We start from the raw sequence: 11,503 nt of genomic DNA on the forward strand, positions 1-11,503 counted from the left end.
TGGCCTTCGGGGAGCGGATCGCCTTCGACAACCCGGACCTGCTCACCCTGCTGGGGCGGTGTCCGCCTGGACCACCCGGGTCCCGATCACCACCACCGTCGTGGTGCCGCAGCTGCACGACCCGGTGCTGCTGGCGAAGGCACTGGCCACCGCCGACCGGCTCTGCGACGGGCGACTGACGGTCGGGCTCGGTGTCGGCGGTCGCGAGGAGGACTATGCGGCGGTGGGCGCGGACTGGTCCACGCGCAGGATCGCCGACCTCGAGCACCGGGTCCGGACGATGCAGCGGGTCTGGGCCGGCGAGAACCTGACCGGGGCGACCCTGCCCGTCGGTCCCCCGCCGCACCGACCCGGGGGACCGTCGCTGCTGATCGGGAGCCACGGCCGCCGAACCGCGGCGAGCGCGGCGGGCTGGGCCGACGGGCTCGCCGGGATGAGCCTCGACCTGGACCTCGCGGCCACCGCCGAGCTGTTCGACGTCGCCCGCGAGGCCTGGTCGGCCGCGCGGCGGCCGGCGCCGCGACTGACCACGTCGTTCTGGTTCGCGCTCGCGGAGACCAGTGACGACCCACGCGGCCAGATCCACCGCCACCTGCGCCACTACATGAACTGGATCCCGCCCGAGTTCGTCGACGCGATGGCGCCGGCGTCCGGGTTCGCGGGCAGCGTCGACGAGTTGCGCGAGGTGCTGGCCGGCTTCGCCGAGATCGGCGCGGACGAGGTGCAGCTGATCCCCACCAGCGACGACCCGCGACAGGTCGCGGTGCTCGCGGGCGCGCTCAGCTGAGGTAGCCGCGCCCACCACCGGTCACGGCCTCAGCGTGGCAGCTGCCCGTCGTCGACCTTCACCACGGTGCCGGTGACCGCCTCGGAGGCCGGCGAGACCAGGTAGAGCAGCGTGCTGTCCAGCTGGGACGGCTCGCCGAACCGCTGCCGCGGCAGGGCCCCGGAGAAGTCGCCCATCCGCTCGACCATCCCGTCCATCATCTCCGAGCGGAACGTGCCCGGGGCGATCGCGTTCACGTTGATGTGGCGGCCCGCCCACTCCACCGCGAGGGCCTCGGTCATCCGGTTCACCGCTGCCTTGGTGGTGGCGTAGAGCGCGGCACCGCTGCCGATGGTGTGGAAGCCGGCCATCGAGGAGATGTTCACGATCCGCCCCGGGCTCTTCGCAGCGAGCAGCCGCCGGGCGACCTCGGTGGCGAGCAGCCACGGGCCGCGCAGGTTGGTCCCGATCACGGTGTCGACGAACTCCACGCTCATCTTGTGCGCGAGCTGTGCGTCGGGCATCCCGGCGTTGTTGACCAGGATGGTCACCAGCCCCAGCGCCTCCTCGGCCGCGTCGACCGCGTCGGTGATCGCCGCGGCGTCCGTCACGTCCAGCGGTACGGCGACAGCGACCCCACCGGCCGCCTCGATGTCGGCGACGAGCCGGTCGAGCCGGTCGGCGCGGCGGGCACAGACCGCGACCTTCGCCCCGGCCGCCGCCAGGGTGCGGGCGAACCGGTCGCCGAGCCCCGAGCTCGCCCCGGTGACCAGTGCCACCTGACCGCTCAGGTCCAGCGAGGCGTGCGGGGTGGGGTAGGTGTCCCCGGCGCTCACGCCGACGCCCCCGCGGACGTGGCGGCGCGCTCGGCGATCAGCTCGGAGAGCCGGCGCACCTGGGCGATCCGGTCCGCCGGGTCGGCGGCGACCGGGTTGATCAGCAGGGTGCGCACCCCGGCCTCGTCCAGCTCGGCCAGCTTGCGGCGGATCACGTCCTCGGAGCCGATCAGGGCCACCGAGTCGACCAGGTCGTCGGGGACCGCCGCGGCAGCCTCGGCCTTCCGGCCGTCCAGGTAGAGGTCCTGGATCTCCTTCGCTTCCGTCTGGTAGCCGTAGCGGCAGGCCAGTGCGTTGTAGAAGTTCTTGCCACGCGCGCCCATCCCGCCGATGTAGAGCGCGAGCTGGTTGCGGACCGCGCCGACCGCCTCCGGGGTCGCCTCCCCGAGCAGGAAGCTGGTCTGCAGCTGGATGTCCAGCTCTCCGAGCGCGGGGTCGCGGCGGGCGAAGCCGGCCTCCAGCGACTCCCCCCAGGCGGCGCGGAACTTCTGCGGGTGGAAGAAGATCGGCTGCCAGCCGTTCGCGATCTCGGCGACCATGGCCACGTTCTTCTCCCCCAGCGCCGCGATCGAGACCGGGATGTCGGCGCGGACCGGGTGGTTGATCAGCTTCAGTGGCTTGCCCAGCCCCGAGCCGCCGTCCTCCTTGGTCAGCGGCACCTTGTAGTGCTTGCCCTCGTGCACGACCGGCTCGCGTCGCCACACCTGGCGGCAGATCTCGACCACCTCGCGGGTGCGACCGAGCGGGGCGTCGTACGGGACGCCGTGGAAGCCCTCCACCACCTGCGGGCCGGAGGCACCGAGGCCCAGCACGAACCGGCCGCCGGAGACGTAGTCCAGGCCGGCCGCCGTCATCGCGGTCAGCGTGGGGGTGCGCGAGTAGATCTGCAGGATCGTGCTCATCAGCGCTGCCCGCTCGGTGCGGGCCGCCAGGTAGCCCAGCGCGCTGACCGCGTCGAAGGAGTAGGCCTCCGGCATCCCGACCAGCTCCAGCCCGGCGCGCTCGTAGTCCTGCACCAGCTCGACCGTCTCGCCGAACTCCCCGGCGTAGTTGATGATCATGCCCAGTCGCATGCGTCCCACCTTCCCCGTCACTGACCCGTCCCGGACACCCTAGGAGACCGCGGAACGTGGGAGCAGCGGCAGATCGATCGGGTTGTCGATCCGCTCCACCACCACCCGGCGGGCCACGGCGGCGACCGCGGACCCCACCTCGGCGACATCGTCGGGCGGGGTGTCCAGCCGCTCCATGATCCACTCGACGAGCGCGTCGCGGACCCGTTCGATGGTCGCCCGTCCGGTCTCGGTCAGCACCAGGTCGTCCATCCTCCCGTCCAGGTAGCCCTCATCGAGGAGTCGCTCGAAGAGCGGCGAGAGGGCACCGGCCGGCATCCGCCGCGAGTGGGCGATGATCGCGAGGTCGGCCGGACGGCCGGCCTCGGTGAGCCCGTAGACCTGGGCCAGCCCCCACGCCCAGCCCGCCGGCACCGGGACCCGGTCCGACTCCAGCACCTCGATCATCCGGTCCTTCCCGCGTCCGTAGAGGACCGTGGTCACCTGGCGCGCGAGCAGGTCCGCGCTCGGCTGCGCCTCCGGTGCGGCGAAGGCCTGACCCATGTCGTTGGCCTCGGGGGCGAGGCTGTCGGCGAGCTTCACCTGCGGCAGCAGGAGGGCGAGGACGAAGGCGATCAGCGCCACCGGGGCGGCGTAGAGGAAGACCGCGCCGAGCGCCTCGGCGTACGCCTCGACGATGGGGCGGATCACCTGGTCGCCGAGGGCGTGCAGCGCGGCGGGGGTGCTGACCTGGTCGGGAGGGACGCCGGCCTCCCGCAGGGCCGCGGGCATCCGGTCGGTCAGGAAGTTGGTGTAGAGGGTGCCGAAGATCGCGGTGCCGAAGGCGCCGCCCATGGTCCGGAAGAAGGTGACCCCGGAGGTCGCGACACCGAGGTCGGCGTAGGGCACGGAGCCCTGCACGATGATGGTGAGCACCTGCATGCTGAGCCCGATGCCGAGCCCGAGGACGAACAGGTAGGCGTCGGTCACCCACTTCGAGGTGTCCGGGTCCATGGTGGAGAGCAGCACCAGGCCGACCGCCATCACCAGGGTGCCGACCACCGGGAAGATCTTGTAGCGGCCGGTCCGGCCGACGACGTTGCCGGCGGTGATCGAGGTGGTCATCAGCCCGACCACCATCGGCAGCATCGAGAGGCCCGACACGGTGGCGCTCTCACCGAGCACGTACTGGAAGAACGTCGGCAGGAACGTCATCGCGCCCATCATCGTGAAGCCCACGACGAAGCTCAGCGCGCTGCAGTAGGCGAAGACCTTCGAGCCGAACAGACGCATCGGCAGGATCGGCTCGACCGCCCGCAGCTCGATCAGCACGAAGCCGGTGAGGACCACGACGCCGAGCACGAAGAGCCCGATGATCTGCCAGGAGCCCCACGGATACTCGGTGCCGCCCCAGCTGGTCGCCAGCACCAGGGCCCCCGCCCCGACGGAGACCGCGAGCATGCCGGGGAAGTCGATCCGCGGCCGGCGGACGGGGGTGCTGTGCGGGATCGTGCGCCCGGCCACGATGATCACCAGGATCGCCAGCGGGACGTTGATGTAGAAGCACCACCGCCAGCTCAGGTTGTCGGTGAAGAGGCCGCCGAGGAACGGCCCGATCACCGTGGCCACCCCGAAGACCGCACCGAGCGCACCCTGGAACTTGCCGCGCTCGCGCAGCGGGATGATGTCGGCGATCAGCGCCATCGCGGTCACCGTCAGGCCACCCGCCCCCAGGCCCTGGATCGCCCGGGAGACGATCAGCCACGCCATCCCCGGCGCCGCGCCGCACAGCGCGGACCCGACGATGAAGACGACCACGCTGACCTGGAACATCGTCTTCCGGCCGAACTGGTCGCCCAGCTTGCCGACCACCGCGGTCACCGCCGTCTGGGCCAGCAGGTAGGCGGTGACCACCCACGCCATGTGGTTGCCGCCGCCGAGGTCGCCCACGATCGTCGGCAGCGCCGTCGCGACGATGGTCCCGTCGAGCGCGGCGAGCAGCATCCCGAGCGCGATCGTGGAGAACGCGATGGTGCGTGCCCGACCCGACAACGTGCGCCCGACCTCCGGCGGCGGAGGGGCCGGTGCTCCGGCGGGCTCGGCGAGCGTGGTGGACATCGCACCTCCAGCGAGATCGGTTGCTCGCAGTCTCTTCGCCCGCGCGGGTCCTGGGAAGGTCTTGCCCGCCCCAGATTCCTGCAGTTCCCGCGCCGGGGCCGCCGGATACTAATCTTGGGCCATGTCCTCGCAGGTACCCCCGGTGCGTGTCGCCGTCGTCAACGACTACGAGATCGTGGTGGCCGGCGTCGCCGCGGTGCTGGCGCGGTATCCGGACCGGATCGACGTAGTCGAGCTGGACAGCGGGATGCCGGTCGCCAGCGACGTCGACGTGATCCTCTACGACACCTTCGGCCAGGCCCAGGGGGACGCCCTCGACGTGACCGCGCTCGTCCGCGACTCGGCCAAGCTGCTGATCTTCAGCTGGAACGTCGACGAGGACCTGGTACGACGCGCGCTCGACCTCGGCGCGTGCGGCTATGTCCCGAAGGGATCTCGGCCGACGGTCTCGTCGACGCGATCGAGAGGGTGCACGCCGGTCAGCTCGTCTCGCCGGAGCCGGAGTTCGCCGACGACCGGTTCGGACGCTGGCCGGGAGAGGACATCGGGCTGAGCCCCCGCGAGGCCGAGGTGATGGCGCTGATCTGTCAGGGTCTGACCAACCAGGAGATCGGCGAACGCGCGTTCATCGGGGTCAACACCGTGAAGACCTACGTGCGGACGCTCTACCGCAAGGTCGGCGTGACCAACCGGGCGCAGGCGGTGCTCTGGGGGGTCGAGCACGGCTTCCAGCCCGATCACACCCGACACACCCTCAACGGAGCCTGACTTCACCCCAATGGGGGAGCCGTCAGGGGCAGCCGGGAGTCACCCCGAGCACTAGTTTTCGGTGGTGTCCTCACCGCCCCCGGTCCACGTGGCCATCGTCGACGCCTACGCCATCGCGCGCCTCGGACTGTCCGCCGCCTTGGCCCCGTTCGAGGAGCGGGTCCGGCTGGTGCCGAGCACGGCCGACGAGCAGCCCGCCGGACAGCCGTTGGACGTGGTCCTCTACGAGCCGATCGGGCTCCGGGCCGACCAGCAGGAGCAGGTGCGGACACTGGCCGAGCGGCACCGGGTGCCGGCCACCGTGTACTCCTGGCGTGCGGTCATCGGCCGCAGCGACGCGGCGCCGCCGATCCGCCTCTCCAAGCGTCTGGCGCCGCCCGAGCTGGTCGAGGTGCTGGTGCAACTGGGCACCGCGCACCGACGGGCCCGGGTCGAGGCCGAGCTCCGGGGCGGGGACTCGCCGATGACGCTGGAGGACCAGGTCCAGGTGGCCTACGACCTCTCGGCGCGCGAGTTCGAGGTGCTCCGCCTGGTCGCGGCGGGGCTGTCCAACCAGGAGATCTGTGCCCGGCTCTTCCTCAGCGTGAACTCGGTGAAGACCTACCTGCGCACCGGCTATCGCAAGATCGGTGCCGACCGCCGCACCCAGGCGGTGGCCTGGGTGCTCGAGCACGGCCTCGAGATCGAGGTCGACGAGCCCACCGGCTGACCGGGGGGAACGAACGGGCCTCACGCGGCGGCCGGTGTCTCGCCGACGAGCTGACCGCGCATCCGCCGGAGCAGGGCCGTGATGAGCCGGGACACCTGGGTCTGGGTGACCCCGATCCGGCGTCCGATCTCCGCCTGGGTGACCCCGTGGTGGAGCCAGAGCTCGAGGATCATCCGCTCCCGGTCGTCGAGCGTGCGTAGCACCGGCCCCAGCACCACGCGGGCCTCCGCGGAGCGGTAGCCGGGGTCGGGCTCGCCGATCAGGCCGACCAGTCCCGGCGCGTCGTCGTCCCCGTGCGGGTCCGGTGCGTCGAGCGAGCTGGGCTGGAAGCACCCGTTCGCGGACATCGCCCGGCGGACCTCGCTCTCCGGCTCCCCGAGCTCGGCGGCGAGCTCGGCGAGCTCGGGCTCGCGTCCGAGCACGTGCGTGAGCTCTTCCTGGGCATGCACGATCCGGGGCTGCAGCTCCTGCACCGAGCGCGGCGGCCGCACCATCCATCCGGCGTCGCGGAACCAGCGCCGCACCTCGCCGCGGACGGTGGGGACCGCGTAGCCCAGGAAGCTGCCGCCGCGGTCGGGATCGAAGTTCTGCACCGCCTTGACCAGGCCGAGGTAGGCGACCTGGGTCAGGTCGTCGACAGCCAGGCCACGGTGCTCGAAGCGCCGCGCGATGGAGCGCGCCACCGGCATGTTCAGCCGGATGATCTCCTCGTCGATCGCGTGCGCGTCCGAGGCCGTTCGACGTAGCGCGAAGAGCGCGTCGGTCCTCTCGTCGCGCTCCGTACGGTTCCGTGCCACGTCGTCGCCGTCGTGGTGAACGGTCACGGTTGGTCGCCTCCTCCAAGAGTGGGCGCGGCGGTATCACCACGCACCTCCACCCTGCCGATCCCGACGGGAGGTCCACACCACCCCGAAGGGTGGAAAGCGATCAGCCGCTCGGCGTACCTCCCGACGTGCCGACGTGCACCAGCACCCCGCCGGGCAGGCAGGCCCGGATGCCGCGGATCTCCCAGCCGCGTGCGCCGTCCAGCGCGTTCCAGCGCAGCAGGTCGGCCACCGCACCCGCCTGCTCCGAGGAGCCGACCTGGAGCACCACGTGGCCGCCGTCCTGGGCGTGGTCCAGCGCCACCCGGAGGCACTCGCGCACCGCGGCGAGCCCGTCGACGCCGCCGTCGACCGCCCCGACCGGGTCCTCGGGGAACCGGTCGAGCTCGGCGGTGGCCAGCCACGGCGGATCCACCAGCACCAGCGGGAAGCGCTCGGACATCTCGAGCGCGGCGACCGCCTCCGCCTCCCGCACGTCCGCGGCCAGGCCCGCCTGCGCCGCGTTGCGGCGGGCGTAGGCGACGGCGACCGGGTCCCGATCCACCTGGACCAGCGGCCGCCCGGTCAACCGGGCGGCCAGCAGACCGATCTGCCCGGCCCCACAGCAGAGCTCGAGGATCGGACCCTCCGGCGCCTCCTGGGCGAGCTCCGCGATCCAGCGCGACTGCTCGGCCGTCCACGGCCGCGGGCGCAGCACACGACCGTCCCAGGCGATGCGCAGCCCCTCGAAGTCGATCGGGGCGGGCTCGTCGTCGGGGCCGGGAGCGTCGCTGGCCGGGATGATCTCGTCGGTCGACATCCCGGACCGGTACCCGTTCCGCGCCGGGCGAGCCCCGCCGGGCCGGACCGCTCGCATGGCCGGGCGTGGTGCGGGTACCGCGACCCCGGAGGAGGTGCATGCCGTGAACCCATCGATCGCGCCCTGCGGTCCGATCAGCACCCACGTCCTGGGCACCCTGTGCGGAGACGCCCCGCCGGCCGGCTGGGCCGGCATCGTGGAGTCGGTCGCCGACCCGCTGGTGGACCGCGACTTCCAGCTCGGCCTCTGGCTGGCCTACGAGCCGCACTTCGGCGATCTGCCGGGCCTGGACCGCGACCCGGAGTGGGACCCTGCCCTGCTGACCGTGCGCGCCGCGCTGGAGGAGCGCTTCGAGCGGGCGCTGCGAGACCTCACCAGCGACGTCACCGGCAACCTCACCGGCGACCTGCGCGAGCAGGGCGCTGTCGCCCGGCTGCGGGAGATGACGGCCGTCGGCCGCCCCTCACCCCTCGCCCTGCGCCTGGGCCGGGAGGCGACGCGGGAGGAGTTCGTGGACTACCTGACCCAGCGCGCCGTCTACCACCTGCGCGAGTCCGACCCGCAGAGCTTCGCACTGCCCCGGGTGGGCGGTGCGGCGAAGACCGCACTGGCCGAGCTGCAGTACGACGAGTACGGCGCGGGGCGCCCCGAGCGGCTGCACTCGCACCTCTACGCCCGGGCGCTGCAGGAGCTCGGCCTGCCCACCGATGTGCTCGCCTACCTGCCCGAGGTCGAGGCGACCGTGCTGACCACGGTGAACACGATGGCGTTCTTCGCCCTGCACCGCCGGTTGCGGGGCGCCGCGATGGGGCACCTCGCGGCGTTCGAGGCGACCAGCTCGCTGCCGTGCCGCCTCGTCGCCGCCGGGGCGCACCGGCTCGACCTGCCGCCCGAGGTCGCCGCCTACTTCGAGGAGCACGTCGAGGCGGACGCGGTCCACGAGCAGGTGGCGATCGACGACATCTGCGGGGCGCTGGTGGCGGCCGACCCGCTGCTGGCCGCCGACGTCGTCTTCGGCGCGGCCGCGTGCCTGGCCGTCGACGAGCTGGTCGCCGACGCGTTCCACGCCCGGTGGGACGACGCGGCTGGAGCGGCGGAGGCGTCGTGAGCCGGGCCGACGACGGGGGCGACCGGGTCCGTCCCGTGGTGGTGCGGGGCGCGACGATGCTGGCCGGGACCGACGGCGTCGTGCACCGGGTCGAGCGTCCGGTGGTGGCATTGTGCGTGTGCGGGCGCTCGGCGGCCTACCCCTGGTGCGACAGCACCCACAAGGTCCTCGCCGACCGACCGCGGAGCTGATCCGCGGCCGGTTTCACCGGTCGAGCAGCGCGCCGTAGAGCTGCGCGTGGGCCCCGACGACCTCCCGGCGCTGCCGGCGTCGCTCCTCGACGCTGGCGGCATAGCTCGGCCGGGCCCGGTGGGCGGCGCGGACGGCCTGGGCCAGCGACGCCGGGTCGAACCCGGTCTCGTCGTGGGTGTAGCTGAGCACCGGGCCCTGCTCGGTGAAGTAGCCGCAGGTCGGCGCGATCACGGTGGTGTCCAGGTCGCGGCAGGCCTCCAGCCACCCCGAGTGGGTGCCGAAGCGGTAGGGCAGCACCGAGACGTCCAGCGCGTCGATGTGCCGCACCAGGGTGCGCGCGGAGAGGTCGTCGTACACCGCGAGCTCGAGGGCGCCCTCGGCAGCCCGGGCGCGGAGGAACTCCGCGAGCTCGGCGGCGCGAGGGCACTCGTCGCGGTGCAGGAGCTGGCGCTGCACGTCGACCTGGAGCACCGCGTCGGGCAGGTCGGCGACGACCTGGACCAGCGTCGGCAGGATCCGCATCGGGTCCATGTCGGGACGCAGGCTCTGCACGTGCAGACCCACCCGGAACGGTCGCTCCGCCGGGCGGCGGGCGCGCGCCCGCGCCATCACCGCCATGGTCGCCAGCCGCACCACGTGCGGGTGCGGCAGCACCTGGGGCCGGCGACCCCAGCGTCGCTCGATCTCGGCGGCGGCGCCCTCGGTCAGGGTGATCAGGGCGTCGGCGCGCGGGATCAGTACGTCGAGCTGGCGGCGCAGGTGCTCGTCGCTCTCCCGGTGCGGGTCCCGCAGGTGGTGCACCGTGAAGACGAACGGAACACCCCGCTGGTCGAGGACGTCGAGCAGCTCCCCGAGCTCGGCGGGCGAACAGCTGTCGAACCCGAAGTGCAGGTGGAAGAGATCGAAGTCGGCGCTGCGGGCCCACCCCGGCTCGAGCATCACCGGGCGCCGGCAGGGTGAGCCGTCCAGCTCGCACGGCATGCCCGGGTCCGGGTCCGGCAGCAGCACCGGACCGGACCGGTCCTCGGGGACGATGTGCTGGACGTAGGCGTGACCCACCGGCACCGCCGCCACCACCGGCCGCCGCGCCGCGCCGTAGCGCGCGGAGGCTGCGGCGGAGCCGGCGACGGGGTCCGGGTGCGGTTCGAGGATGGCCACCTCTCGTCCGTACCCGAGCGCCGGCTCCGGATGCCACCCTTCCGGGCGAATTCGTGGCCAGGAGGCCTCCTCAGGTCGACAGCGAGCGCGCCGACCGGGTAGCGAGGATCCGGTGAACGATGCCTCGACGCGGCGGCTGCGCCGCATCGCCTGGAGCCGCCCCCGGTGGTTCCTGGCAGTGAAGACCGGTGCCGCCGCCACCCTCGCGTGGTTGGTCGCCCAACCCCTGGGCGACCTCGGCGCGCACTACTCCTACTACGCCCCGCTGGGCGCGCTGGCGGCGATGACGACCTCCGTGGTCAGCTCCGCGCGGACGGCGGCGCAGGCCGTGCTCGCGATCGGCATCGGCGCCGCGCTGGCGCTGCTGATCCGGGTGTCACCGGCCCCGGGTCCGCTCGGGCTCGGCGTCGCGATCACGGTCGGCGTCCTCGTCGCCGGCTGGCCGCGGCTCGGCGCGATGGGCAGCTGGGTGCCGTTCGCCGCGCTCTTCGTGCTGATCGCCGGCGCCGGCGACCCGTTCGGGTACACCGCCGCCTACGCGGGGCTCACCGCTCTCGGCGGCCTGGTCGGCGTGGCGGTCACCGCCCTCCTCCCCCAGCTCCCGCTGACACCGGTGGACCAGGTCCAGCACCGGCTGCGCGCCGAGCTGGCCGACGAGCTGGACCGGCTGGCGACCAGCATCGACCGGGAGATCGTCGACGACGAGGACTGGGCCGCGCTGCGGTCCGCGCTGGCGCGCCGCGCCCGCGAGGCGGAGGACCTGATCGTGCACGCCCGCGAGGCGCGTCGGGCGAACTGGCAGGCGTCGCGTTGGTCCGCGGCGGCCGACCGGAGCGACGATCGCGCCCGCGCCCTGCAGCGACTCTCCGGCTGCGTGGACGAGGTGATCGCGCTGATCTCCGACCAGCGCACCGACATCCGCCGCGACGACCCCGACAGCGCGGAGCTGCGCGGGAGCGTGGCCGCCGCGCTGCGGGCGGTGGCCACCCTGATCCGGGAGAACGGCGAGGAGGAGGTCTCCTCACCGGAGACGATCGACCGCGCCCGCGACGCCGTGGAGGGACTGCGGGCCCAGGTGGTCCGGACCCAGCAGCGCAGCAGCCTGCCGCACCTCGCCGCCGCGGCGATCGCGCTCGACCTCGACGGGGCCGTCGAGGCCTGGTCCTGAGCGCC

The 11,503-nt window shown here is 73.1% G+C and carries 13 protein-coding genes; 7 read left to right on the forward strand and 6 right to left on the reverse strand.

The window, feature by feature from the left end; all coding sequences use genetic code 11:
* Positions 1-58 precede the first annotated feature (58 nt).
* On the forward strand, positions 59-787 hold the full coding sequence (locus FIV43_RS14500; protein WP_196780821.1) for an LLM class flavin-dependent oxidoreductase: 729 nt from the start codon (positions 59-61) through the stop codon (positions 785-787).
* 29 nt (positions 788-816) lie between these two features.
* On the opposite strand, the gene FIV43_RS14505 is transcribed toward FIV43_RS14500, so the two are convergent.
* From FIV43_RS14505 to FIV43_RS14515, 3 genes are read right to left on the reverse strand one after another with little or no spacing between them, the layout of a single operon-like run.
* Positions 817-1,602: an SDR family NAD(P)-dependent oxidoreductase gene (locus tag FIV43_RS14505; RefSeq protein ID WP_141014705.1), complete on the reverse strand. Its 786-nt coding sequence runs from the start codon at positions 1,600-1,602 to the stop codon at positions 817-819.
* On the reverse strand, positions 1,599-2,675 hold the full coding sequence (locus FIV43_RS14510; RefSeq protein WP_141014706.1) for an LLM class F420-dependent oxidoreductase: 1,077 nt from the start codon (positions 2,673-2,675) through the stop codon (positions 1,599-1,601). The genes FIV43_RS14505 and FIV43_RS14510 overlap by 4 nt, the downstream gene beginning before the upstream one ends.
* A gap of 39 nt (positions 2,676-2,714) precedes the next feature.
* Entirely contained in the window at positions 2,715-4,772 is a 2,058-nt protein-coding gene (locus tag FIV43_RS14515; RefSeq protein ID WP_141014707.1) for an MDR family MFS transporter, read from the reverse strand.
* Positions 4,773-4,893: 121 nt separating this feature from the next.
* On the opposite strand from FIV43_RS14515, the gene FIV43_RS14520 reads away from it, so the two are divergent.
* From FIV43_RS14520 to FIV43_RS22615, 3 genes are all read left to right on the forward strand, one after another.
* Positions 4,894-5,325 (forward strand): response regulator, encoded by a 432-nt coding sequence (locus tag FIV43_RS14520; RefSeq protein ID WP_231123409.1) that lies wholly within the window; start codon positions 4,894-4,896, stop codon positions 5,323-5,325.
* 20 nt (positions 5,326-5,345) lie between these two features.
* Positions 5,346-5,540 carry a response regulator transcription factor gene (locus FIV43_RS22610; protein WP_231123410.1) on the forward strand — a complete coding sequence of 65 codons (195 nt, stop codon included), beginning with the start codon at positions 5,346-5,348 and terminating at the stop codon, positions 5,538-5,540.
* Between the two features lie 64 nt (positions 5,541-5,604).
* On the forward strand, positions 5,605-6,249 hold the full coding sequence (locus tag FIV43_RS22615) for a helix-turn-helix transcriptional regulator (RefSeq protein WP_141014708.1): 645 nt from the start codon (positions 5,605-5,607) through the stop codon (positions 6,247-6,249).
* A 20-nt stretch (positions 6,250-6,269) separates the two neighbouring features.
* Here FIV43_RS22615 and FIV43_RS14530 read toward each other — a convergent pair whose 3' ends face one another.
* Together FIV43_RS14530 and FIV43_RS14535 are read right to left on the reverse strand one after the other, a co-directional pair.
* Positions 6,270-7,073, reverse strand: coding sequence for a sigma-70 family RNA polymerase sigma factor (locus FIV43_RS14530; protein WP_141014709.1), 804 nt, complete (start codon positions 7,071-7,073; stop codon positions 6,270-6,272).
* 103 nt (positions 7,074-7,176) lie between these two features.
* The gene (locus FIV43_RS14535) at positions 7,177-7,872 is read right to left on the reverse strand and encodes a methyltransferase (RefSeq protein ID WP_196780822.1); all 696 of its coding nucleotides are present in this window, start codon (positions 7,870-7,872) and stop codon (positions 7,177-7,179) included.
* A 103-nt stretch (positions 7,873-7,975) separates the two neighbouring features.
* Between FIV43_RS14535 and FIV43_RS14540 the strand changes: the two genes are divergently transcribed.
* Entirely contained in the window at positions 7,976-8,980 is a 1,005-nt protein-coding gene (locus tag FIV43_RS14540; protein ID WP_141014711.1) for an iron-containing redox enzyme family protein, read from the forward strand.
* Positions 8,977-9,171 (forward strand): CDGSH iron-sulfur domain-containing protein, encoded by a 195-nt coding sequence (locus tag FIV43_RS14545; RefSeq protein ID WP_141014712.1) that lies wholly within the window; start codon positions 8,977-8,979, stop codon positions 9,169-9,171. The genes FIV43_RS14540 and FIV43_RS14545 overlap by 4 nt, the downstream gene beginning before the upstream one ends.
* A 13-nt stretch (positions 9,172-9,184) precedes the next feature.
* On the opposite strand, the gene FIV43_RS14550 is transcribed toward FIV43_RS14545, so the two are convergent.
* Complete coding sequence (locus FIV43_RS14550) at positions 9,185-10,330, reverse strand: glycosyltransferase (RefSeq protein WP_231123411.1); 1,146 nt, start codon at positions 10,328-10,330, stop codon at positions 9,185-9,187.
* Positions 10,331-10,442: 112 nt separating this feature from the next.
* On the opposite strand from FIV43_RS14550, the gene FIV43_RS14555 reads away from it, so the two are divergent.
* Positions 10,443-11,498 carry an aromatic acid exporter family protein gene (locus FIV43_RS14555; RefSeq protein ID WP_141014713.1) on the forward strand — a complete coding sequence of 352 codons (1,056 nt, stop codon included), beginning with the start codon at positions 10,443-10,445 and terminating at the stop codon, positions 11,496-11,498.
* Positions 11,499-11,503: the final 5 nt, after the last annotated feature.

This window comes from Nocardioides sambongensis (assembly GCF_006494815.1).
GTDB lineage: Bacteria > Actinomycetota > Actinomycetes > Propionibacteriales > Nocardioidaceae > Nocardioides > Nocardioides sambongensis.

Bases quoted from the DNA above. Each gene is read 5' to 3' on its own strand.
- FIV43_RS14510 (WP_141014706.1), bottom strand. From the start codon at position 2,675: ATGCGACTGGGCATGATCATCAACTACGCCGGGGAGTTCGGCGAGACG.
- FIV43_RS14515 (WP_141014707.1), bottom strand. From the start codon at position 4,772: ATGTCCACCACGCTCGCCGAGCCCGCCGGAGCACCGGCCCCTCCGCCG.
- FIV43_RS14520 (WP_231123409.1), top strand. From the start codon at position 4,894: ATGTCCTCGCAGGTACCCCCGGTGCGTGTCGCCGTCGTCAACGACTAC.
- FIV43_RS22610 (WP_231123410.1), top strand. From the start codon at position 5,346: ATGGCGCTGATCTGTCAGGGTCTGACCAACCAGGAGATCGGCGAACGC.
- FIV43_RS14535 (WP_196780822.1), bottom strand. From the start codon at position 7,872: ATGTCGACCGACGAGATCATCCCGGCCAGCGACGCTCCCGGCCCCGAC.